This is a genomic window from Bacillus sp. ISL-18 (genome assembly GCF_018613415.1).
Taxonomy (GTDB): domain Bacteria; phylum Bacillota; class Bacilli; order Bacillales; family Cytobacillaceae; genus Neobacillus.
Genome location: NZ_JAGGQG010000007.1, coordinates 51,267 through 73,987, shown reverse-complemented (window position 1 = coordinate 73,987; position 22,721 = coordinate 51,267). Strand labels below are relative to the sequence as shown.

Genomic DNA, 22,721 nt, shown 5'->3' with positions numbered 1-22,721 from the left:
GACAAGGAGGAGCTAAGAAAGCGAGGTTGTGTCCGAAGTCGAACCAACTTTGGACAAGGCCAAGCCAAAAGAGCGAGGTTGTGTCCGAAGTCGAACCCACTTCGGACAAGGCAAAGCCAATAGAGTAAGGTTGTGTCCGAAGTCGAACCAACTTTGGAAAAGACAAAGCCAAAAGAGTGAGGTTGTGTCCGAAGTCGAACCAACTTCGGACAAGAGGAAACCAAAAAAATGTGATGTTGTCCGAAGAAATACCAAATAAGCACTAATGCTTGTTAAAAGTTGCCCTGTATCATACCGAATTTAATAGAAAAGGAGATGGATTGCTTAAACAATGAAATAAGTGAAAGTAATGAAAAAGGAAAAGCTCACAAATCATTTAAAAATTATTATGTAAACAAACTTCGATTTTCAATAAAGAATAATGTATATTAAAATAAGAATCTATTGAGGGGGAATAGCTCATTGATTATTAAACGTAACACTCACAAACATTGTTTTCTCCATGTTTGTGAGTGTTTTTTTGTTTGGATTAGAGGTTAATAACCCCTTTTTAATTATTATCATAATAATTAAAATAATTTTATTAATCAAACATTTATTGAAGGTATTGTATTTTTTTGTGTATAAAATTACAATAGATTACATAAATAAAACATTTTACTGTGATAAATCAGTAAAGGAATAAAGTGGAATAGGGGAGGAATAACAACATGAAGAAAGTCATCCAGTTCTTAATAATTGCAGCAGTGGCTCTAATGGCAACTGCATGCGGTACTCAGCCTAAATTACCTGCACAATCGAAAAGCGAGCAGAGTCAAAAAGGATCCAAAGGTAATACCTATGAAAATATCAAAAAGCAAGGCGTTATTAAAATTGCGGTAGATGATACATTTCCACCAATGGAATACCGTGATGATCAAAACAAGTTAGTAGGTTTTGACATTGACCTTGCAACTGCAATATCAAAAGAGCTTGGTGTGAAGGTAGAATTTGTACCAACTGCATGGGATGGAATTTTACCAGGATTAGACGCTAAACGATATGACATTATTATGTCATCCATGAATATTACAGATGAAAGAAAGCAAAAGGTTGATTTTGTCGAGTACATGAAATTAGGTCAAGTGGTTGCAGTAAAAACAGGCAATCCACTAAAGATTCAAACGAAAGAAGATCTTTCTGGAAAAACAGTCGGTGTTCAATTAGGTACAACTAGTGAAAGTGCAGCGAAAGAGATTAAGGGAATTAAAGAATTAAAGACATACAACGGTTATACAGATGTATTTAATGACTTAGGTCTTGGACGTTTACAGGGAGTTATTGTTGCAGAAGCGGTTGGTCGTTACTACAAAACGTCCAAACCTGATGCGTTTGATGTGGTAGGTAGTTCATTCCAAAGTCTTCCAGTAGGGATTGCTGTACGTAAAGGTGATAACGACCTTGAAGCAGCATTACAAAAAGCAATTGCAGCTGCAAAGGATAACGGAACCTACGCAGAAGTTAGTAAGAAATGGTTCGGAACAGATAAATCTAAGGAATAAAAAGGATACGGATAAATCGGAATGCTGATTTATCCGTCTTGTTTTTTCAAAAGGAGAGAGGGAAATGAAGGACTTTCTATCATTTGCATTAACGTATCTTCCCTACTTATTACAAGGGGCATTGGTAACAGTTGAAATTGCCGTTATTGGGGTAATAGCAGGAAGTATTATAGGATTACTCTTTGGTCTCGGCCGTGTTTCTAGCAATAAAGTATTTTCACAAATTAGCAGATTTTATATTTGGGTGATTAGAGGAACTCCACTTTTAGTGCAATTATTAATCATCCATTTCGCGATCCCTTCTGTTTTTCCCGTATTAACAATGCCGCCTTTTGTGTCTGCCTGCATCGCATTGTCACTTAATGCAGCTGCCTATATAGCGGAAATTGCCAGGGGCGCCATTCAGTCGATTGATAAGGGACAAATGGAAGCAGCAAGGTCGCTTGGATTAAGTTATGGACAAGCGATGAGACGGGTTATTATACCACAAGCGTTTCGCCGCATGCTTCCGCCTCTGGGAAATGAATTTATTGCCTTAATTAAAGAATCTTCCCTTGTATCAACGATCGCTTTATACGATTTACTCAGGACGGGTCAGCAAATCATTAGTAGTACGTACCGATATATGGAGATCTTTGTATTAGTTGGTTTAATCTATTTAGTGCTTACTACGATCATGTCATTTATCGTTGGAAAAGTGGAGAAAAAGGTAGGTGCTTATGAATGATAACATGCAAAAATGTGAGTAAATCTTTTGGTGAGTTAGTGGTTTTAAAGGGTGTCGATTTACATGTTTCACAAGGTGAAGTAGTGGTAATCATAGGACCTAGTGGTTCAGGGAAAAGTACCTTCCTTCGTTGTATGAATCAATTAGAGTCAATTGATGGTGGGAGTATTTCGATTAATGGGAAAATGGTAGAAGACAAAGAGGCTGCGTTGAATAAACTTCGTCAAGAGATCGGAATGGTTTTTCAGCAGTTTAATCTTTTTCCACATATGACCGTTTTGCAAAACATTATGGAAGCTCCTGTTTTATTGAAAAAAATGACAAAAGCAGAAGCAAAGAAAAAAGGAATCGAGCTTCTAAAAAAAGTGGGGCTTGAAGCAAAAGCGGATGAATATCCAAACCGTTTATCTGGAGGGCAAAAGCAGCGTGTCGCCATTGCACGGGCATTAGCCATGGACCCAACTATCATGCTTTTCGATGAACCTACTTCTGCACTAGATCCTGAACTTGTCGGGGAAGTACTTTCGGTCATGAAGCAGTTGGCAAAGGAAGGGATGACCATGGTCGTCGTTACACATGAAATGGCTTTTGCTAAAGAGGTAGCGGATCGGGTGATCTTTATGGATGGCGGAAATATTATGGAACAAGGAATTCCAAAAGACATTTTTGTAAATCCAAAGCATGATCGGACGAAGGAATTTTTAGGGCATATTAGATAGAGGAGGAGCCCATATGGTGAAAGTTTCAAAAACAGAAATAACCTCAATGATTCATGATAAAGTAGAAGAATGGTTTCCTAAATTAGTGGAAATAAGAAGGAACCTTCATATGTATCCTGAAATTAGTAATCAAGAGTTTAAAACAACCGAAAAAATAAACGGCTGGTTACATGAATATGGGATTCAACAAATACCACTTAGCTTAGCGACTGGCACCGCTGCGGAAGTAAAGGGAATGGGTCAGGGACCAACAGTTGCCATTCGGGCCGATATTGATGCACTTCCCATTCAAGAAGAAGCAGATGTTCCATTTCGTTCAAAAATAGATGGTGTAAGTCATATGTGCGGCCATGATGTTCATACTACGATTGCACTTGGGGCAGCGGTAATTTTAGAAGAATTGAAGGATCTTATCCCTGGAAATGTTCGGATCTTGTTCCAGCCAGCTGAAGAATTTGAAGGCGGAGCGGAATCTATGATCCGGGAAGGACTATTGGAGGGGGTAAGTTCCATTATCGGTCTTCATAATGTTCCCGAACTTCCTGTTGGTCAGATCGGTGTGAAGGAAGGATTTTTAATGGGAAGTGTAGATGATTTTACCCTAACCATTAAAGGGAAAGGCGGACATGCTGCGCTTCCAGAGAAAACCATTGATCCGATCGTTATTGGCAGTGCCGTTGTGAGTCAGCTGCAAACATTGGTCAGCCGTACGATTTCTTCTAAGGAATCGGCAGTTGTCACCATCGGTTCCTTCCAAGCAGGGATGACAAATAATGTCATTCCGGATAAGGCGATTCTCAAAGGAACGGTTAGAACGTCTAACGAACAAGTGAGAAAGAAAATCTATGAGGTATTCACTCAACTGGTTACAAATACCGTGGCAGCCCATGGTGGGGAAGTAGAAATTAAGTATGAGTTTCTACTGCCTGCTGTCTATAATGATGCCCAGGTGGCCGAAATTGTTCAGTCAGCCGCTGAGACAATTGTTGGGAAAGACAATACGGTACGGGCAGAACCAACCATGGGTGGTGAGGACTTTTCTTTTTACCAAAAAGAAGTACCTGGCTGTTATGTGTGGCTTGGTTCAGGAAATGAAGAAAAAGGAATTAAATATGGCTGGCATCACCCGAAATTTATGGTAGACGAAGAGGCCATTAAAATTGGAGTAAAATTAATGGTTCAATCCGTGCTTAAATTATTGGAGAGATAAACCGTTAACTTTATCAGTCGTCACCAATAAAAACATAAGGAATCCTGCTTTTTTCGGAAGGAAACAGCAGGATTTTCTCTATACTAAACATTCAAACGAAGGGAGAATTTAATCATATGGAAGCAAATTTCATGGAGAATTTAACGATAGATGGAAACCGTCTTTGGAACCAAATAATGGCATTTGGAAAGATAGGAGAAGGAGACAATGGCGGGGTCACTCGAACATCCTTTGACCAAAAGGATATCGAAGCACGAAAAATGTTCTTGAAACTACTGGAACAAGCGGATTTATCCCCTTATATGGACGCAGCGGGGAATATTTTTGGGCAAATACTCGGTAAAAATCCCGAATTACCTGCCATTCTGATTGGTTCTCACTTGGATACCGTAAATTCAGGCGGTCGGTTCGATGGCGCCATGGGTGTTCTAATGGGGGTTGAGGTGCTTTGTACGTTGAAAGATAAAGGAATCCAACCTGAAAGAACGATAAAGGTTGTATCTTTAACCGATGAGGAAGGTGCTCGTTTTGATTATGCTTTTGTAGGCAGCACCGCCTTAGTTGGGACAGAAGTCACGGAAAAATTAAAGGAAAATTTATCTTCCGCAAAAGATAAAGATGGAATCACCTACCTGGAGGCCATGAGGCAAGCCAGTCTAGAAGGGGAATATTTTAATCAAATTAATCCAGACCATATAGAACAAGCTCAGGTAAGTAAAAAGGACGTAAAAGCTTATCTTGAAGTACATATTGAGCAGGGAAAAGTGTTAGAAAATGAAGATTTAGCTGTTGGAGTCGTGACGGGGATCTCGGGTGGAGAATGGGCCGAAGTAACCATTACAGGTGAAGCGGGGCATGCAGGTACGACCTGGATGACAGAGAGAAAAGATGCTTTAACAGCAGCAGCAGAATGTATACTAGCGATTGAGAAAATCGCACAGGACAGTAGCGGAAGTGTGGCGACAGTAGGAAAATTGGAAGTAAAGCCTGGAAGCAGTAATGTTATTCCCGGGAGAGTGGATTTTACACTGGATGTTCGGGATATAACGAATGAGCGCCGTATAAATACCGTTACTAAAATCTATGATTCCATCCAATCCCTAGTTGCAAACCGTGGGTTAAAGTGTGAAATTAGGCAGGTTCAATCCCTATCTTCTGTGATGAGTTCACCAAGCGTGATGAAAGCAGTAAAAGATTCGCTGAAAGAATTACAGTATCCTGTTTATGAATTACCAAGCGGAGCTGCGCATGATTCGATGGTGCTGGGGGAACTCACCGATATTGGAATGATTTTTGTCAGGAGTAAGAATGGTATAAGTCATCATCCGAATGAATGGAGTTCATTTGAAGATGTTGCCCTTGGGTGCGAGGTGCTATTCAGGACAACGTTAAAACTTTTATAAATGATTTTGTGTTATTCCGTCTTTTCAGTGGCTAATACCTACAAGCTACAAGTTATCACATACCGTCTGTTTTCAGTCTATAGATTAACAATAGACGGCATGTAATTTTTTTATAAACGTTCCATGATAAACCAAAAATCAGAACCAATCATTCCTGACTCCAGAAAAACCCTTTTGCAGTCCATTTTTGTTGATGACTGTGTGGGAATGATTAGTTCTACTCTTTGACTGCGCAAGTCAACGTTTGAAGCTAAGCTTGCTGCACAGGTCGCCAGGGAGAAAAAGGGAAGCGGCCGGCTTTTTTATATGAAAAAAGGGCTTAGCGTGGGAAATCCGCATTTTGTTGGCGGTAAGACAAAAAAGTAAAAGCATAGTCACGTCCGGCAAGGATGTGCTCCTTCATGGCAATTTCTGCACGTATGGAATCTCTATTGATGATGGCGGTTCCAATTGTCGTATGTGCGGACAGAGAATTCCCAACTTGTTCATAGGAATATTTATCATACGTCTTATAGACAAGAGGAATTACCATGATTCGTTCGAGCATAACAAGGAGTTGGGGGTTTCCGGTGGCATTCCAAATTAGACGATGAAATTTTTCATTGATTGCGACAAATCTATCGACATGTCCTTCCATTATACCTTGGGATTTAACGATACCATAAAAGGTTTCAAACTCTTCATTCAATGAGGCAATTTCCTCACAATGATGCTCCTTGCGGTTTTGAGCTGCCTGCTGAGCAGCATAACCCTCCAGCAATACCCTCAGGTTAAAAATGTGATTAAGTTCTTCCTTTGTATATTTTTTAACGACAGCCCCTTTGTTAGGCGCGAACTGAATAAGTCCCTCGATTTCCAATCGACGTAAAGCCTCACGTACAGGAGTTCGGCTCATGCCTAGTTGTTCTGCCAATTGGGTTTCTAGTAATCGTTGACCTGGTTGCAAGTCGCCCCGAATGATCCAGGTGCGGATGGTTTCATACGAATCAGCCATTTTAATCGACTCCGTTTTCTTATTCAAAAAGGTAATAAGATAAATATAACATAATTGGGAATAAAAAAGGGGAATACCCCGGTGTTAAGCAAAGAGAGGTATTCCCGATATCATAATTTACAGGGAGTGTGAAGCGCTTTCATTAAAGAGAATCTCTTTTTGTTCAATATCTTCAAGGCTGAGCCTTTTCGTCTCACTGCCCAGTACCAAAATGGTGATAGCCATGATTATATATAAAGCAAAGGAAAACCAGAAAACGGCATGTTGACCACCATAGGTAAACAGGTAGGCAATGAGATAAGGAGAAAGAATCGTTCCAGCCCGACTAAAGGCATTGGCCACAGAAGAACCAGTCATCCGAACTGAAGTAGGGAATAATTCAGGGACGTAGCTTGCCAAAACAATGGCTATTAGAATGTTGCCGCCCATTACAAAGATGAACCCAAGACTCATAATTGCGGCAGGGCTGCTCGCCGAGCCATAAAATAGGCCAATGACGCCCAGAAAAACAGAAATAAAAGCTAACGTATATTTGCGTCCCAAGCGGTCGGCTAGCACGGCGGACAATGCATTCCCAGGAATCGCACCAAGCATAATGACCAAGGAAAACGTAAAGGTTTTGACCTCGGAGAAACCTTGTGTAATGAAAAACGTAGGAATCCATGCAGTAAAAGTATACCACGTGGTCATCATAATCGTAGAGATAATAATTGACATAATAGTTATTTTGCGGATGCCAGGAGACCATATCGATTGGATTTGTTTGGGATTCGCCGCTTTTGAAGCAGGTTGCCGGACTGATTCAACGGGAGCCAGATTAGGAACTAATTGCTCAAATTGAACAAGAACTTTTTCCGCTTCCTCGTATTTGCCCTTTTGCTCCAACCAACGCGGGGATTCCGGCAAATATCGGACTTGCAGAGCCCATATAATAATAGGCGGAATTCCAGCAATCCAAAACATAATCCGCCAGCCATATTCAGGAATTAAATATAAGGCCACTAACGCGGCTGCCGGCTGGGAAAGGTTGATCAAAAAAGAGAGGGCACTCGTCCAGAAGCCTCTCGTTCGCCTCGGAGCGAACTCCACCCACATTCCATAACCCACGACAATGACGGACCCTAAACCTAAACCCGCGATGACACGAAAAACAATCAACCATCCAAATGTTGGGGAAACCGCACATAATATGGTTGCGATTCCGTACACCAAGAGCGAGTATTTTAATGTGAATTTTCGTCCAAAACGATCACCGACTACTGCAGCAATAAGTGTCCCAATCAATAAACCGAAGAACGTGCTTGATATAAAAGATGCATTCTCTGCAACTGAAGAAAATTTTAAAGCCACCATGGATGCAAGTACAGACCCTGCAATATAAAGATCAAATCCGTCAAAGAATCCACCGCCCGCTAAAAGATACAAAATGGAACGATGCATTTTGGTCATTGGTAAGCGGTCTAACCTAGGTCCTGCAAGCACTTCTTTACCCATTAATATAACTACCTCCCTTATGATTGGTCCCTCCACGGTAAAATAAGCGTTAGATCACCTCCTCAGATTGCAATGTAAGAAACTCAGACTCTTCCATTCCTAGCCAATCGCAGTAGATTTCTCGGTTGTGTTCCCCAATCCCTGTAGGTCCCGCGTGGTGAATTTGTCCTGGAGTGCGACTTAACTTAGGTACAATCCCTGGCATGGGGAATGTACCCATTTCGGGATGTTCAAACGGGACGATCATTTCCCTAGCGATAAATTGAGGATCACTTACCATGTCTTTGGCATTATAAATCCGGCCTGCAGGAACACCATTAGTCGACAAAAGCTCTAACAGTTCATGGCATGGTTTGGTTTGGGTCCAGGCTTCGATCAGTTCATCTAATTCTTTCTGATTTTCCCCTCTTGCTTGATGGGTTGCATAGCGTTCATCACTAGCAAGATCGGGTTGGCCCATAACGGCGGCTAGTCGCTTAAACACGGTATCCGCATTTCCGCCGATCGCAATCCAAGAATCATCACCGGTTTTATAAATATTCGAAGGAGCAACACCGGGAAGAATGTTTCCAGACCGTTCGCGGAGCTGATCCAACAGCACATATTCAGGAATTGTCGACTCCATGACACCGAATACAGCCTCGTATAACGCCGTATCCACCACTTGTCCGATTCCTGAGCGGCTCCGCTCATGAATTGCAGTTAAACATCCGATCATGGCATACATCGCAGCAAGGGAGTCGCCAATGCTGATGCCAACACGAACGGGCGGCCGGTCTGGTTCACCTGTAACGTAACGTAGTCCTCCCATGGACTCGCCAATCGACCCAAATCCTGCACGGTCTTTATAAGGTCCTGTTTGGCCAAATCCAGACGTACGAACCAAAATTAAACGAGGGTTGATCTCGCGCATGACCTCATATCCTAAATTCCATTTCTCCAATGTCCCTGGGCGGAAATTCTCAATGACTACATCTACATGAGGAAGAATTTTTTTAAGCAACTCTTGCCCTTTCGTCGTTCTAAGGTTTAGACTAATGCACTTTTTATTTCGCGATTGAATCGCCCAGAATAGACCGTTGTCGTCAATCGTAGCTCCCCATTTCCGCAAAGGATCAGGGCGGTCAGGTGGCTCCACCTTGATTACTTCTGCACCAAAATCGGCAAATAAACGTCCCGTGAAAGGTCCCGCAATAAAGGAGCCAAGCTCCAAGACGCGAAGATCGGATAAGGGGAAATCAGTTGTCATTTTTCAACATCTCCTTTAAATTGTATACAAATGTGAAAATAATATGGATTTTTTATAGTTTTAATTATATAATTTTGGTAAATTGTATGCAATACAAAATATTTTGAAAGTTGGTGCAATTTTGATTGAAATCTGCGAAGTCGGACCAAGAGATGGCCTGCAAACAGAAACTACCTATTTATCCGTTCAGCAGCGAGTCGACATGATTACGAAATTATCGAAATTGGGATTTTCAAAAATTGAATGTGTTTCCTTTGTACGGGAGGACCTTGTTCCTCAAATGGCCAATGCCGAAAAGATTATTGAAGCCTTGCCTAAAGCTAATGGAATGAGATATGCGGGTTTGGTATTAAGCGCGGGGGGAGTACAAAGAGCACTTCGTTTGGAAAACTTGACAGATATTCATTTTGCCATTGCCGCCTCTGATACCTTCAACAAAAAAAATGCGGGACGACCCACATGGGATACTCTTGAACGATTGTCCACTCCTATTGAAGAAGCATTGCAATCCGGAAAACAAGTAACAGGCATTATCGCTACTGCTTTCGGTTGTCCGTTTGAGGGAATGATCCCACAAGATCGAGTGCTGAAAATGATAGAATCCTATTTAAATTTCGGAAATTGTCAAATTTGCCTCGCAGATACGACCGGGTTGGCCAATCCAAAACACGTTCAGCACATGATTCAAGAGGTCAATCTCCACTTTCCAGACGAACCCATCTCTCTGCACTTCCATAACACGCGAGGATTGGGGCTTGCCAACGTCTTGGCCGCCATTCAATTGGGGGTTACACGGTTCGATAGCTCCATCGGAGGGCTTGGCGGCTGTCCTTATGCTCCATTAGCCGTTGGCAATGTCTGCACGGAAGATTTAGTGAATATGACTGAGTCCATGGGAATTTCCACAGGGATCGACCTAGATGGTTTAATTGAGACCTCCAAATGGACCGAACAGCAAGTCAAACGCAAACTCGATGGCCTTGTCATGAAAGCAGGACCCATACGATTACCATCTTTGCCTTATGAAAATTCATCTAAATGAAAATGGTAAGATGTAGCAGGTGAAAATTTGTAATGGCTGAGTAAACATTAAGAGAACGGAATTATCAAAACTTCACTCCGCATGTTTGAGGTTCCAGTTTATTCACAGAGTGAAAGTGGACCAGATTGTGAAGGAAAGCTGAAGTTTGAAGGGAGGAGGATCAAATCTAATATCATGTCAAAGTATGAACTGACAGGTGCAGTTGAACTGGAGCTCAAATAAACAAGATAAAACTCTGGCTGTTTCAATTCCATAAACAATAAAAGAAACAGCCATCTTTACTGACTTGAGAACAAAAAATCGCACTCAATTTAGCATAAAATTAGCATCGTACAATGATTTATGTTAATGCCGAAATTGATGCGATTTTGTTATCTAGAGTTTTGATAACCGCAATAATTTTAAATGGTCTTTATTTTGCTGGAAGTTATTTACTTGATAAACTATTCGGAGATATGTGTGCGAACGAGATTGTTCAAAAGCTACAGTCACCGAATGGAGATAAAGTAGCTTATATTTCTCAGCGAGATTGTGGTACTACAATAGGGGCCTTATATCAGTTATCACTTTTGGATTCGGACGAGAAGCTTCCAAATAAATCTGGAAACTCATTTGTTTCGGATGACCAATTTCAAATCAAATGGATTAAAAATGATAAATTACGTGTGAATCATAAGAAGTCCCCAGAGACATATGAAATGGATAAAAATGTGGATTGGACTAAGATTGAATATATAGGGAATTAAATGAGTAACACTTAAAACATTTTCATACTAAAAGAGCATCGAAAATCGATGCTCTTTTTTGCATTTCAAACTATTTGCTGAAACGGGTGTGAAAGGTTGTGTTTTTATTACAAAACTCCCCTTCAAGAGAACCCGTTACCATTAAACTGTTCCTTTTTAAAATGTAATAATTTGTTGATATCATTAGGGCCTGCCTGTATTAGCCCTTGCTGTAGTTACGTAATCCGGGATTGCTGTTGGGCCGGACGAAGATTCTAATAACTTCGGCTGGTCAGAATTCTCTTTTAAGGTTTGGTTGGACAGTGATAGGAATTGGTTCTTTATCTTTTCGATGGTTTCTGGAGAGACAATGCTTTTCAGTTGATTTATGACTTTAGAGCGAGATTCCTTATTCCTCAACAGATAAGCGGCTCCACCGATGGCTATTGTGCTAACAATCTTATTCATAATATCATCCTCCTTGTCGATATATTTATACCCTTTAATCCTATTGTTAAACAATAGGATTAAAGGGTTTATTTCTTTTTTTGGTGATAAAAGGTTAGAGTTTTTACTATCATATTGAATTCACTCACTTCTCTGGCGGATAGCCCCCGGTTACTGGCGGTACACTCATTTCACTGGCGGATAGCCCCCGGTTACTGGCGGATTTATTCGACCTGAAAAACCTTTACCAGTCAAATTTTTTGATTAAGTTGTCTTAAAAGGTAATAAATATAATAGCTAAACCCTTAATTTTATGCGGGAAACAAAAAGAAGAAGTGTTATTAGAGGCAATGTCCCACTATATATTAATGGTTTCATCTAAATATCCCTGGCGTAAAGGAGTGCATATGGTTTATGCAATGTTTTTGCAAACACAAGGAGACTGATGATTTAAAAGTGGAAGGTGATGTGGGGGCAGACCCTATTTGGTGTAATATATGTGGGTATAACTTCGATATTGAGGAAGTTCCGATTTCAGAGGATTTAAAAGAAGAAGTTATGAGATGGGCTATGATGTATGGCGAATGGATTGATTGGAATAAAGATACATTGAGACCCAACGGTATTGAATTGGAGAACAGGCATAATAAACTAGGTGAACAGCTTACAGAAAAAGTGAAGAAAGAACTCGGTGCTAAATTTAAAGTAAGTTTTTCTCCTTCTACATCTGCTAGATTATATTCTGGCTTGGAATTCTGACTTTTACTTAGAGCACTTAATAGGTAAGTTCAGTTTCTTATCTTGTAACTAAAAAACGCTTTGTTAAGGCTAGTATCACTATAAGCTTTGGAATAGGTGTAAGGAGATATATATGAGCTTAAAACATAGGTTTTATCTAATTCCTATCACAACCGATTTAAAGGGTTTTTGGAGCAATAAAGGCAAAGATAACTGCATCATTGACAAAGTTGTGATTCATGATGATATCATCCAATACATATCGGACACATTAGTATGGGTTCCTAGTAAAAATCCAGCTAAGCTAGAAAATCCCATTGGTTTGGGAATTAACTATTACGGTGTAACGTTATTTGATAATGAATCTTCCATTAGGTTAAAGAGTATTTTTACTTCTTGGAAGGATTTATTCAGTAATGCACCTGATCCCCTTTTCCTTACAGTGAATTATGTGGATGGGGACAATGAGCAGGATGGAGGTTATGACAAGATTGTCATCAACCGAGATGAAGTAATTAAGCAATTTAATCAAATTATTGCATTTTCAGAGTGTTTATCTAAAGGTCATTATTATTTATATCACCTTGGGATATAAATAATTGAAATTCTCCAGGTGTTTATCTTGTGTCTTTATTTTATATAAGAAGGACATATTTTAAATTAAGTTCAATCAAGGTATGAAGGCTGTCTAAAGGCAGCTTTTTTTATTAACACTAGGAATATGCGAATGAGCACCCCTGCGATCAGGGAACTACTCCAAGGCCAAAACCACATTATTTATACATAAATAAAAGAGGTGTAGAAATGGACGTTTTGTATGATGATAAAGTTCATCTACATTTAGGTTATTACGATGAAAAATGTGATTATGAGTCCATAGCTTTAAAAAGAAAAACTGAAGATATATGGGATGTATTCTTTGATTTTAGCGTGTTTGGTATTAGAAAAAATTTTACCTCAGAAAAGGAACTAACATTAGATCCATTCGGAACAAGAATATTTTCCATTTACAATAAAGAAATTGACTATGATATTGGAGTACAGCATTTTAAAGAGTGGTTATCCTTAAATAAAATAATTTAAATTATTGGTTGATGATGATGGCCGCAACAGCGTTTAGAAACTCTATACGAATCTTTGATAGATTTGTATTCCAAAGCTCCAAAGCAAGGCTGTGGTACCTTTTATATTGTACTAAAATAAACTAACAGGTTATTCAGATCAGCCAAGAGTTCATGATCTTTTTCATTTTTCATTTCTCTGGGATTCGGAAAATTTAAGAATATAAAATTCTCATAAAAGGTCATTTTTTCCAGTCAGCTATGATAATATGAATTTAATTCTTTTATAGAGGTGAGTTTAGATGAGTAGAGCTGAGCAGAGCACTAAGTTAGATTTAGAGAGAATTATTTTCATTGGAAGATCATTTGAAGAATATTTGGACATGTTTTCTCTTTCGGTAGCAGAACTGAAGGGGAAAAGGATACTTGACTGTCCAGCTGGGGCATGTTCTTTTACTGCCGTTGGCAATGCATCAGGGTTAAATATAACAGCTGCCGATATCGCATATTATCATTCTAATGAAGATCTTTTTAATAAAGGAATACAGGATGTTGAACACGCGATGGAACAGATGGAAATAGCAAAAACTAATTATATTTGGGATTATTTTAATGATATAGAGGGGCTTAGAAAACATCGGCTAAGTGCTTTAAATCATTGTGTAAAGGATATGAAACAATCAATTGAAAGGTACGTTCCGGTCACTTTACCCTCATTACCCTTTAAGGATGGAGAATTTGATGTTCTTCTTTCTGCCCATTTTCTTTTTATGTACGCTGACCGATTAGATTATGAATTTCATCTAAACACTTTCAACGAGCTATTAAGAGTTACCAAAGAAGAAATTCGTATTTTTCCTTTGGTGGATTTGGAAGGAAAGCGATATGAACATTTAGATAAAATAATAAGTTATCTAACTGAAAATGGCTGTTCTGTGGAAGAAGTTAAAGTTCCATATGAATTTCAGGTAAATGCTAACTCAATGTTAAAAATTAATAAAGGGTAATACTTTTTGCTTGTAAGAGTAGGCAGTGGAATTCACTCCATTGCCTTTTTGTTGCTGTGATTTGGGTATTTAAGCTTATTATAAGGGGAAAATACCTACAATTATCGGGGTGCTTTAGTAATTTAGTAAAATAACCCGGAGAAAGCTTGAGGAGTACAATATGGAACAGATTGATTTGTTAAAAGCCAAGGGAATCATTGTTACCAAATTAAAAAACAAGAGAAACGAACTTCGGAAACAATGGGAAGAAACATTCGCTAAGCACCTTAGCAAATCCCAAAAAAGAAAAATTTATTTACATCAGCATTTATGGCATATATTTAGCTATAAAAAACTCTCTTGTTTAGAAGAACAAAAAGCAAGGGATGCCTTTAATAGGACAATGAAAGATACTTGTTATATTTTTTATCAAGACAATGAATATGTATTATTACTTGAAAACATTACAAGTTTAAAGGCCGAAGACATTATCAATGAATTTGATCATTATATAAATGATGTTTATGTGGTTGATAAAAACTTTTCATGGACATATGTCCATACTCATGAATACTTTTGTGGACCCTATTTCTATCAACAAATGGGGGAATAGCAATTTTAGATTATACTAGTATCCAAGATCCCAGCTGCCTTTTCTGGTGGCTTTTATTTGTTCAACTTAGTGGCCAGTTAGAAGAGAAGGTCTGTCACAAAATACCATTGATATTCTAGTCATTATTTCTATAAAATGAAGCCAAAAAACGATCCTATGAGAGTGTGGAATATTTGAAACAAAATCAACTTTTATTCTTGGCATTAGCAAGTAGTATATTGGTTATTTTACTAGAATTTTTTCAATGGTATTTGGTCGATATAATAAAAGAATTTTTGATGGCACCTGTTTGGTTAGTGATATTTGGATTTTTTATTTTCATTACAGTAAAGGCCACCATACATTTATTTAAACATAAGGATTGGAAGCCATTAACCATTCAAATAATAACAATTTTATTATGGTTGTACTTTCCTTTTACTCAAGTCATTTTAGATTTGGACTTCAAATCGCATAGATCGGAAAGAGAAGAAGTAGTGCAAATGGTGAAAAACGGTACTTTGAAACCCAACATTTCTTACGATTCATCAATTATCCAATTACCTAAACAATATCACCGATTATCTAAAGGTGGCGGAGAGGTAGTTATCGAAAAAAACAATAACTTGATTTTGTTTTTCACATATCGTGGGATATTAGATAATTTCTCTGGATTCGTATACTCACCATATGATAAAAAGCTAAGCCATAACGATTTTGGTGGAGATTTTAAACAAATAGAAAAGTTAGATGAACATTGGTATTTTGTTGGTTCTTATTAAGCTAGAGGGTACTTCATGTTTGAATATAGGTCGCCGATGCTATCTTTTTTTATTGGTAAATCCGCCGGTCGGTTCATTAAAAGTTAATAAATTTAATTTAAATTCACATACATAGAATTTCTATGTTACAAACTTAATATTCCTTTTTACATAGTTTGTTCCTAGTGTTATTTAATTTTGCGAATCTTTTTCTTCGGAAACGCTTAACTTATTTGCTCGATTGAAATAATAATGGAAGATCAAATTTATTTCTATTCTCAAAAGTGGGGAGAATTCGAATGAATGTAAAGATGAAAAGGCATTTATTATTTATTTTGATTTGCATATTTATATTTCTTTCTGTTATTGCACAAGTCTCGGACCAATTTATTATGTGGCTAAATCCTAGTACAGTCTCTATTTGGGATGAAAGAATGTGGTTTACGTTAGTTCCTGTATTAGGTAACTTTCTATTTCTTGGTTTATTAATTAATGTGTCCACCAAAGACTTTTTTTACAATTTTTGTATGATGGTTAATTCAATCTTAGTTTTGTATTATGTTTATTGCCAATTTATTTGGGATGTTGGAGATTGGAGGTTATTTTAGAATTCTTTAGTTAACTGTGCAAGGCTTTCACTAGCAGCTGCTTAGGCGGCTTTTTTTAGTGTTTTTACAGAATAAGTTTGTTAAACAAAGCTTGAATGGGAATAATATACAAAACAATGACGCATGGAGTGACATTAATGCTATATGAGTTTGTTTTAACTTTTATTTTTACATTAGTATTAGTTATTACAATCAACTTTATAGTAAATAAATTCCTACCAAGCAAGTTAACAAGAGAGCGAAATATTAATTTTCTAATGGGACAAATTCTTTTTATCACTACACTACTTACCTGGGTTATTTAGCTTTGTTTAACCTACTTTTTGGAGGTGAAATAATAATTAGCGTACAAGTAAAACTAAGAGATATTATTGAGGAAATGGAGTTGCAGTTCGAAGAGTCACATTCATTCCTAAATAATAAAACGGGTGAAATAGTGCTCATATCATGCGAAGACTTGAGTGCAGCCGAGGATGAAGAACCATTTGAAGATTTACCTGAATGGGAACAAGAAAATAGATTGGTTGCAAATGATGTGGTTGAAAACTTTGATAATTATATAGAGTTACCTACTAAATATGAAGTGAATGAGTATGAAATAATGGAGAACTTTTGCTTATCCGTTAGTGATGATCGTAAGCAAGAATCCTTATTAAGGGCCATTAAGGGTAAAGGTGCTTTTAGAAGGTTTAAGGACAAAATAATTGACCTTGACATGGAGGAACAATGGTACTTATTCCGTGACGACTGTTTTAAGCAAATTGCGATTCAATGGTGCCAGGAACATAAGATAAACTTTATTGAATAGATTAAAACAGAAATTCAAAGTGAAGAAAATGCATATGAGTATAACAGGAAGTAAGATATATGTTCGAATGCAAAAAATGTGGTAATTGCTAGATATTTGGAATGGTATCCAAAAAAATGATACTGGGATTTAAATATCAATATTAGCCCTCAACCAGAAATGTAGGTTTTAACTTCAATTAACTGGGGGCAAGATTGGAAGATCAGAGCTGCCAGAAATGGCAGCTCTCTTCTTGAACTAATGGAAGTTTAGTGAAAGAAGGTAATTTATTTTCAGCGGTCATAAAACAACCACCAAATGTTAGATCAATGAGGTAGAAAATTATTAAGAAAAGACCCTTATCGAAAATTAGAAATTAGTGAGAAATGTACTTACGCAAACGGTGTGACGCTTAAAAGAGATGACACAGTTTTTGCGGATAAATTGGGACACTTTTTTTCAGTATAAAACGTACGTTTTCCAATAGAAAGGCATACATGAAGCCTTGGTTAATCAAACAGACCACCGTTTGGCTGTTTTCGGAAATTGTTTAGGAAGCATGAAGTATAAGGAGGTAGTTGAATTGGAACAACGAGTTGATTATTACAATGTGACACCAGAAGCACTTAAAATAATGATGGAAATGGAGAAGTATACGAAAACAACGGGTATAGACCGTAAAGATTCGTGAACTTATAAAAATTCGGGCTTCTCAAATAAATGGGTGTCATATTGTATTAACATGCATACAGCTGATGCTAGAAAAATGGGAGAAACGGAATAACGTCTATATTGTATTAGTGCTTGGAAAGAGTGCGAATTCTATACAGAAGCAGAAAAAGTAGCTTTAGAGTTAACTGATCATGGGACAATGATTCCGACTAAGCGTGTACCTGATGTATTATATAATCGTGTACGTAGACACTACACAGAAAAAGAATACGTGGACCTAGTTATTCTAATAAACCAAATAAATAGTTGGAACAGGATTTCAATTTCTATGGGAAATATTGCAACTTTAGCGAAATGATATTAATGTCTTTTTAATAAAAATACCCTATCTATGAAGATTGGGTATTTTTATTGTACTAATGTGGATTATGTTAACTTAGATTGATTATTGTTTGACAAACAACGTTATGTGAAGGAATGTACTTAAACTAACGGATACTTTACTTAAAGAAACTGAATTTCCGGACCTAAATGTGGTCTTTTTTTGCTGTTTTCTTTTTTCTTAAAGAATTGTATTTTTTCAAACTTCAAGGTTAGAATAATCATTCTATACCAATTTTTCATTTCGCTCTTTTTTTCATTATCTTTTGATTGCTTGATTTTGCATTTTTTTAGGGATACCTAACCCAAATTGTTTTACCGGTATGATTTACTTAATGTTTGCGTCTTCATCTTAGATTTAGGCTATATTAAATCCTGATGTTGATCTTTACGATAAGAAAACCGCCTCGTTAAAGAGGCAGCTTATTGAGCTATCGTATCCGTCGAATCTGCTTTAGGAGAAAAGGTCATCTAGCCGTCTGGTAAACGAGGGCTATGGCTCCAGAATCAAATGTCTTGTTTTCGATCAGTTTAAGATTGATCTTCTCTTTGAGACCTTGGAATAACGGCAACCCGCTGCCGATCAATACAGGAGAAACCGTAATTTTATACTCATCTATTAAATCAAGCTGCATAAGGTAGTGAGCTAACCTAGGACTGCCGAGGATGACCATATCCTTGCCTGGCTGCAGTTTGAGGTTCTTGATTTCTTCCTCGACATCTTCTTTCACTAGTCTGGAATTGTTCCATTCGACTTTCTCCAACGTTGTGGAAAAAACGACTTTGGGTGTCTTTTCGATCCACTCGGCATGATCCCGTTCGTGCTGCGAAGCAGAAGGGTCAGAAGGCACAGATGTCCAGTAACTGTGCATCATCTGATAAGTCTCACGTCCCCATATGACAGTGTCTGCAGAACTCAGAATTTCTTTCGCGTGTTTCTCCAAGTCAGCATCGTATGAAACCCAGCCAATGTCCATTTCGCCGTTCGGACCTTCTACAAAACCGTCAAGCGATGCGTGCAGAAATAGAACGAGTTTTCTCATTTTTAGTCTCCTTTGTCCATGAGGGATATTTTTTCATACTTCTTTACCTCCAATGTAAGTATAACCAATTTTTTATAAATTTTGGTAAGAAAGTTCTATAAGTAACACTAATTAAAATAAAATGGGACAGTGCCAGCATCAGAATAGGTGTTACCTTTAATTGGTAGCACCTTATTTGAATGACCTGTTCAACTAACTGGGTTCTTTTGTTTAGGATGAGGATCGCTGAGGTGGTCATTTTTTTGTTGAATTAACTGTGCAGGTTAGTTACATATTTCAAGAAAAATAATCTTTCATAAATCGGGAAGAATACTTATTAAAAGGAGAAAGAGGGCGGATGGAACATTGAAGAAAAGAATTAACTTTATTAGTTTAATACTCTGTATTGCTTATTTTGTACCAACTAATGATATAGCCTTTGCCCATCCAAACGATACTCCTCCTTCATTTGAGGAAATGTTCACTCAAGGTGGATATAAATCTGCTGATGTAGCAGTTAAGGAATTTGAAGATCACTTTGAACAAAATGTAAAATTGCCAAAAATCAAGCCTTCAATTCCTTTCACCCATCAATTCGGAAGATTTTATGAAGATAAGAACTATGACACAAATGATTTTCTAACAATCCATTTTGTGAATGAAAAGTCACGCGAAAATAATTATAAAGTTGATATCCGCCCCTTAAAAAATAAAATAAATTTTAAGGATAGAGGCAATCAAAAGGTCTATACACTTGAAAATGGTCAAAAAGCTATTTATATGGATGATGCTCCAATTATGAATTTTCTTGTTTTTGAAAAAGATAATTGGCAATATATGCTCGGGATTGACAAAAAGGTATCAAACAAAGTTACACCCGAAATATTAGTAAAGATCGCTAACTCAACTGATTAAATTTAATAAAAAACAACCGAGCAGGGGCGAGGTTGTCTTTTTTTGTTAGTTAATAAAGATTATTCACTTAAACTAACGGGTGCATGATCCGAAGACGGAATTGCTGCGCCGGTCTTTTTTGTTTACGGGGCAGGTTAGTAAAATTTATTAGATGAATTAATCGTGATATATTAAGAGTTATTACTGATTTTTGGAGGCTTTTAATGTGCAATTTAGTTGGTATCGGTATAGGAGTGTTTTTTGTTTTACTAGGTTGTTTATTTCTATATTTGAATACAAAAGAACACCCTAAGCATTTGAAGTTTCTTTCTCTTATTTCTACTGAAGGAGGAATGGTCCTATTAGGGTTGTTAATAATCCTAATATCTTTCCTTTCATTGTTAGGGATTGGAACAGGAAAGTGTGAAAGCATTTTTGATTTAAAATAGGTTTGAATTACGAAGTGATTGTAAAATATTATACTTAAAGTAACTGGTGGTGCGATATTCAATAAGAACAATTGCACCATTCATTCCACTAACAAGCATGTTATACCGAGTTATTGGTTGTTTTGGATAAATTGGTCAGCCAGAAATATCTGGCTGACCTTATAATACGAAGTGGCAGGTTAGTAGACACTCAATCAAACGGGACTTTAGTAAGAATACATTTCATTCTTTGCATTTATTACAATTTTCCTATTCCTTCTTAAAACAAACCTTTAAATCCTCTACATGGTAACAATTACCACACATAACACTACTAGCTCATCATACCTATAAATTGAAGTAATTCAGATTTTAAGGGGGATTTTATGCAAAGAGAATATTTTTGTTGTGGTTGTGGACTTTTTCATTGGCTTGAAATGGACACTATTAAATCTGAAACAGGTAGAATAAAGCCTGCTTCTATAAAAGGTTGTCCAAACCCAAAATGTAAACGTCAATCTCCATTTCAATCAAATTTTCAAGTATTTGCGATAGACACAGTTGATTGGGTTGACTTCAGTGAAAGTAATCAAGATTTCATAGAAAAAATTAAATGGAGTTCTCCAAAATATGCTCCCGAATTTGCTATAAAAATATACGAAAAACAAGGAATTAGAATTGAAACTTAATGCGTAGACCTAATATTATATGTAATTGAAGTAAAGGGCTTCTTCAACTATCGGGTGCATTAGCTAACTTTGATGATCGCTGCAGCGGTCTATTTTTCTTCTTGAAGTAACGGACAGCATTCCTGTAATGAAGAAATATGAGGTTTGAATATAAACATACTAAGATTAGTTGTGCAGACCAAGGCATTGGTAAGCACAACTATTTTTTTTATATAGTTGAAGTGAAGCATAGGTCGGGGGCTTTTTTGGATCTTAGAATTCGTAACATAAACTGACCTACTTCACTTACCTTATTTGAATCAGGTTTGAGTATGTTGGATCCTTGAGATCGTGTATAAGAAATGGGAATCGATAATTGTAAGGTGAAGACTTCCGAAACAAGTTAGGAGGATAGATTTATTTTGAAACATGTTATAGCGCTTGATGTAAGCATGGGAAAGAGTTATCTCGTGATATATAACGCACTAAAAAAGTGTATTTTTGAAGGTGAAATTTATCCCTCTTTTCCCATCCTTTATTGGAGTGTTGTTGTTTCAGCCAATTGAATATAGTCTTTTTCCAAATCTATATATACAAGACCACTTAGGTGTAGGGATTCTTATGTTTATGATTGCTTTCCCACATTAGGCTGCTATGATCCTTTCTTTTTGGTTATCGGATATTTTTAAAAAGCGATAAATAAAAGATTGAATATCCTGTACGATACTTTAAGAAGAAGGTCGCCATTTTTCCTTTTTCACAAGTAAGATTGTGACTTGTTGTACTTAAACTATCAGACAGTTTAGCTCAATAAGAAAATTTATAAATTAAGCTCTGTTCTTCATATATGCAGACTACTTTATGAATATATTGAGAATTGATGGATAAATTAAGAAAGTATAAATTGTGATATATGGAGTGTAAACTTTTGAAATATCCGACTTTTGAAGATGTCAAAAAGGTAAGAGAAACTCTGAGGGATATTTCAATTAATCACTGGTTCCATGATGACCTATTTACTTGGCAGTGGTGGTTACTGCTGATCTCAGCTACAATACCATGGCTTATATGGATAAGATTTCGTGATAAGGAAAGAACTTTTGAAATCCTCAGTTATGGCTTAATTTGGGCAATTTTCGCTTCGATAACCGATGTAATTGGGGGAGACATGATTTTATGGGGTTATCCAGATAAGTTGTTACCGACAGTACCTCCTTTATTGCCTGCTGATATGACAGTAATTCCAACTTCTTTTATGTTTATGTACCAGTACACGAAAACTTTTAAAACCTACTTGGTTTTCTCCTTTTTACTATCTGGATGTTTTTCATATATAATAGAGCCTCTATTTATAAAAGGGCAGATGTTTGCTTTACATAACTGGACACATACTTACTCATTTATTGGGTTTTTTGTACTCTCCCAAATAGTTTATTTTATAATAAAGAAACTTACTCCAATATAGAAAAATTCTTTTTCAAACTGGGTGGTTTAGTAAAAGAAAAAAGTGAAGAATGCCTATGGGAACAAACAAAGTAAAAAGTTTAAACTAAAATAAGTACGGGGGGTTAA

At 37.2% G+C, this 22,721-nt stretch carries 22 protein-coding genes and 2 pseudogenes; 19 read left to right on the top strand and 5 right to left on the bottom strand.

Going from position 1 to position 22,721, the window contains the following annotated elements; all coding sequences use genetic code 11:
- Positions 1 to 710 precede the first annotated feature (710 nt).
- From J7E81_RS11620 to J7E81_RS11600, 5 genes are all read left to right on the top strand, one after another.
- Positions 711 to 1,541, top strand: coding sequence for a basic amino acid ABC transporter substrate-binding protein (locus J7E81_RS11620; RefSeq protein ID WP_215042358.1), 831 nt, complete (start codon positions 711 to 713; stop codon positions 1,539 to 1,541).
- A 64-nt stretch (positions 1,542 to 1,605) separates the two neighbouring features.
- On the top strand, positions 1,606 to 2,268 hold the full coding sequence (locus J7E81_RS11615; protein ID WP_215042357.1) for an amino acid ABC transporter permease: 663 nt from the start codon (positions 1,606 to 1,608) through the stop codon (positions 2,266 to 2,268).
- The gene (locus tag J7E81_RS11610; protein WP_215042356.1) at positions 2,265 to 2,987 is read left to right on the top strand and encodes an amino acid ABC transporter ATP-binding protein; all 723 of its coding nucleotides are present in this window, start codon (positions 2,265 to 2,267) and stop codon (positions 2,985 to 2,987) included. Before J7E81_RS11615 ends, J7E81_RS11610 begins: the two co-directional genes overlap by 4 nt.
- Before the next feature lie 13 nt (positions 2,988 to 3,000).
- The gene (locus tag J7E81_RS11605) at positions 3,001 to 4,197 is read left to right on the top strand and encodes a M20 metallopeptidase family protein (protein ID WP_251028601.1); all 1,197 of its coding nucleotides are present in this window, start codon (positions 3,001 to 3,003) and stop codon (positions 4,195 to 4,197) included.
- 116 nt (positions 4,198 to 4,313) lie between these two features.
- Positions 4,314 to 5,600 carry a Zn-dependent hydrolase gene (locus J7E81_RS11600; RefSeq protein WP_215042355.1) on the top strand — a complete coding sequence of 429 codons (1,287 nt, stop codon included), beginning with the start codon at positions 4,314 to 4,316 and terminating at the stop codon, positions 5,598 to 5,600.
- Between the two features lie 319 nt (positions 5,601 to 5,919).
- Here J7E81_RS11600 and J7E81_RS11595 read toward each other — a convergent pair whose 3' ends face one another.
- The 3 genes from J7E81_RS11595 to J7E81_RS11585 form a co-directional block, all read right to left on the bottom strand.
- Positions 5,920 to 6,594: a GntR family transcriptional regulator gene (locus tag J7E81_RS11595; protein WP_215042354.1), complete on the bottom strand. Its 675-nt coding sequence runs from the start codon at positions 6,592 to 6,594 to the stop codon at positions 5,920 to 5,922.
- 117 nt (positions 6,595 to 6,711) lie between these two features.
- Complete coding sequence (locus J7E81_RS11590; protein WP_215042353.1) at positions 6,712 to 8,088, bottom strand: MFS transporter; 1,377 nt, start codon at positions 8,086 to 8,088, stop codon at positions 6,712 to 6,714.
- A 49-nt stretch (positions 8,089 to 8,137) separates the two neighbouring features.
- A complete protein-coding gene (locus J7E81_RS11585; RefSeq protein WP_215042352.1) occupies positions 8,138 to 9,337 on the bottom strand; it encodes a CaiB/BaiF CoA transferase family protein in 1,200 nt (399 codons plus the stop codon).
- Positions 9,338 to 9,458: 121 nt separating this feature from the next.
- Between J7E81_RS11585 and J7E81_RS11580 the strand changes: the two genes are divergently transcribed.
- On the top strand, positions 9,459 to 10,379 hold the full coding sequence (locus J7E81_RS11580; protein ID WP_215042351.1) for a hydroxymethylglutaryl-CoA lyase: 921 nt from the start codon (positions 9,459 to 9,461) through the stop codon (positions 10,377 to 10,379).
- A 383-nt stretch (positions 10,380 to 10,762) separates the two neighbouring features.
- A complete protein-coding gene (locus J7E81_RS11575; protein WP_251028600.1) occupies positions 10,763 to 11,125 on the top strand; it encodes a hypothetical protein in 363 nt (120 codons plus the stop codon).
- 183 nt (positions 11,126 to 11,308) lie between these two features.
- On the opposite strand, the gene J7E81_RS11570 is transcribed toward J7E81_RS11575, so the two are convergent.
- On the bottom strand, positions 11,309 to 11,572 hold the full coding sequence (locus tag J7E81_RS11570) for a hypothetical protein (protein ID WP_215042365.1): 264 nt from the start codon (positions 11,570 to 11,572) through the stop codon (positions 11,309 to 11,311).
- Between the two features lie 393 nt (positions 11,573 to 11,965).
- Between J7E81_RS11570 and J7E81_RS11565 the strand changes: the two genes are divergently transcribed.
- The 8 genes and pseudogenes from J7E81_RS11565 (at position 11,966) to J7E81_RS11530 (ending at position 18,114) form a co-directional block, all read left to right on the top strand.
- Positions 11,966 to 12,310 carry a hypothetical protein gene (locus J7E81_RS11565; RefSeq protein ID WP_215042349.1) on the top strand — a complete coding sequence of 115 codons (345 nt, stop codon included), beginning with the start codon at positions 11,966 to 11,968 and terminating at the stop codon, positions 12,308 to 12,310.
- Between the two features lie 112 nt (positions 12,311 to 12,422).
- Positions 12,423 to 12,884: a hypothetical protein gene (locus tag J7E81_RS11560; RefSeq protein WP_215042348.1), complete on the top strand. Its 462-nt coding sequence runs from the start codon at positions 12,423 to 12,425 to the stop codon at positions 12,882 to 12,884.
- A 209-nt stretch (positions 12,885 to 13,093) separates the two neighbouring features.
- A complete protein-coding gene (locus tag J7E81_RS11555; protein WP_215042347.1) occupies positions 13,094 to 13,372 on the top strand; it encodes a DUF3986 family protein in 279 nt (92 codons plus the stop codon).
- A gap of 280 nt (positions 13,373 to 13,652) precedes the next feature.
- Positions 13,653 to 14,357: a class I SAM-dependent methyltransferase gene (locus J7E81_RS11550; protein WP_215042346.1), complete on the top strand. Its 705-nt coding sequence runs from the start codon at positions 13,653 to 13,655 to the stop codon at positions 14,355 to 14,357.
- Positions 14,358 to 14,517: 160 nt separating this feature from the next.
- Positions 14,518 to 14,949 carry a DUF4275 family protein gene (locus J7E81_RS11545; protein ID WP_215042345.1) on the top strand — a complete coding sequence of 144 codons (432 nt, stop codon included), beginning with the start codon at positions 14,518 to 14,520 and terminating at the stop codon, positions 14,947 to 14,949.
- Between the two features lie 173 nt (positions 14,950 to 15,122).
- Positions 15,123 to 15,710 carry a hypothetical protein gene (locus J7E81_RS11540; protein WP_215042344.1) on the top strand — a complete coding sequence of 196 codons (588 nt, stop codon included), beginning with the start codon at positions 15,123 to 15,125 and terminating at the stop codon, positions 15,708 to 15,710.
- A gap of 894 nt (positions 15,711 to 16,604) precedes the next feature.
- Positions 16,605 to 17,105, top strand: coding sequence for a UPF0158 family protein (locus J7E81_RS11535; protein WP_251028599.1), 501 nt, complete (start codon positions 16,605 to 16,607; stop codon positions 17,103 to 17,105).
- A 562-nt stretch (positions 17,106 to 17,667) separates the two neighbouring features.
- A pseudogene (locus tag J7E81_RS11530) lies at positions 17,668 to 18,114 on the top strand (carboxymuconolactone decarboxylase family protein).
- Between the two features lie 490 nt (positions 18,115 to 18,604).
- Here the strand turns inward: J7E81_RS11530 and J7E81_RS11525 are convergent.
- Complete coding sequence (locus J7E81_RS11525) at positions 18,605 to 19,180, bottom strand: dihydrofolate reductase family protein (protein ID WP_215042343.1); 576 nt, start codon at positions 19,178 to 19,180, stop codon at positions 18,605 to 18,607.
- 345 nt (positions 19,181 to 19,525) lie between these two features.
- On the opposite strand from J7E81_RS11525, the gene J7E81_RS11520 reads away from it, so the two are divergent.
- The 4 genes and pseudogenes from J7E81_RS11520 (at position 19,526) to J7E81_RS11510 (ending at position 22,614) form a co-directional block, all read left to right on the top strand.
- On the top strand, positions 19,526 to 20,074 hold the full coding sequence (locus J7E81_RS11520; RefSeq protein ID WP_251028598.1) for a DUF4367 domain-containing protein: 549 nt from the start codon (positions 19,526 to 19,528) through the stop codon (positions 20,072 to 20,074).
- Positions 20,075 to 20,867: 793 nt separating this feature from the next.
- A complete protein-coding gene (locus tag J7E81_RS11515; protein WP_215042342.1) occupies positions 20,868 to 21,170 on the top strand; it encodes a hypothetical protein in 303 nt (100 codons plus the stop codon).
- A gap of 401 nt (positions 21,171 to 21,571) precedes the next feature.
- Positions 21,572 to 21,664, top strand: a pseudogene (locus J7E81_RS30535) (transposase); the annotation flags it as partial.
- 413 nt (positions 21,665 to 22,077) lie between these two features.
- Complete coding sequence (locus J7E81_RS11510; RefSeq protein ID WP_251028597.1) at positions 22,078 to 22,614, top strand: CBO0543 family protein; 537 nt, start codon at positions 22,078 to 22,080, stop codon at positions 22,612 to 22,614.
- Positions 22,615 to 22,721 lie beyond the last annotated feature (107 nt).

What these genes read in the sequence shown, in the direction of transcription:
- J7E81_RS11560 (WP_215042348.1), top strand. Translation starts at nt 12,423, where the DNA reads ATGAGCTTAAAACATAGGTTTTATCTAATTCCTATCACAACCGATTTA.
- J7E81_RS11515 (WP_215042342.1), top strand. Translation starts at nt 20,868, where the DNA reads ATGCAAAGAGAATATTTTTGTTGTGGTTGTGGACTTTTTCATTGGCTT.
- J7E81_RS11605 (WP_251028601.1), top strand. Translation starts at nt 3,001, where the DNA reads ATGGTGAAAGTTTCAAAAACAGAAATAACCTCAATGATTCATGATAAA.
- J7E81_RS11615 (WP_215042357.1), top strand. Translation starts at nt 1,606, where the DNA reads ATGAAGGACTTTCTATCATTTGCATTAACGTATCTTCCCTACTTATTA.
- J7E81_RS11565 (WP_215042349.1), top strand. Translation starts at nt 11,966, where the DNA reads ATGCAATGTTTTTGCAAACACAAGGAGACTGATGATTTAAAAGTGGAA.
- J7E81_RS11545 (WP_215042345.1), top strand. Translation starts at nt 14,518, where the DNA reads ATGGAACAGATTGATTTGTTAAAAGCCAAGGGAATCATTGTTACCAAA.
- J7E81_RS11525 (WP_215042343.1), bottom strand. Translation starts at nt 19,180, where the DNA reads ATGAGAAAACTCGTTCTATTTCTGCACGCATCGCTTGACGGTTTTGTA.
- J7E81_RS11570 (WP_215042365.1), bottom strand. Translation starts at nt 11,572, where the DNA reads ATGAATAAGATTGTTAGCACAATAGCCATCGGTGGAGCCGCTTATCTG.
- J7E81_RS11600 (WP_215042355.1), top strand. Translation starts at nt 4,314, where the DNA reads ATGGAAGCAAATTTCATGGAGAATTTAACGATAGATGGAAACCGTCTT.
- J7E81_RS11550 (WP_215042346.1), top strand. Translation starts at nt 13,653, where the DNA reads ATGAGTAGAGCTGAGCAGAGCACTAAGTTAGATTTAGAGAGAATTATT.
- J7E81_RS11610 (WP_215042356.1), top strand. Translation starts at nt 2,265, where the DNA reads ATGATAACATGCAAAAATGTGAGTAAATCTTTTGGTGAGTTAGTGGTT.
- J7E81_RS11595 (WP_215042354.1), bottom strand. Translation starts at nt 6,594, where the DNA reads ATGGCTGATTCGTATGAAACCATCCGCACCTGGATCATTCGGGGCGAC.
- J7E81_RS11620 (WP_215042358.1), top strand. Translation starts at nt 711, where the DNA reads ATGAAGAAAGTCATCCAGTTCTTAATAATTGCAGCAGTGGCTCTAATG.
- J7E81_RS11590 (WP_215042353.1), bottom strand. Translation starts at nt 8,088, where the DNA reads ATGGGTAAAGAAGTGCTTGCAGGACCTAGGTTAGACCGCTTACCAATG.
- J7E81_RS11585 (WP_215042352.1), bottom strand. Translation starts at nt 9,337, where the DNA reads ATGACAACTGATTTCCCCTTATCCGATCTTCGCGTCTTGGAGCTTGGC.
- J7E81_RS11555 (WP_215042347.1), top strand. Translation starts at nt 13,094, where the DNA reads ATGGACGTTTTGTATGATGATAAAGTTCATCTACATTTAGGTTATTAC.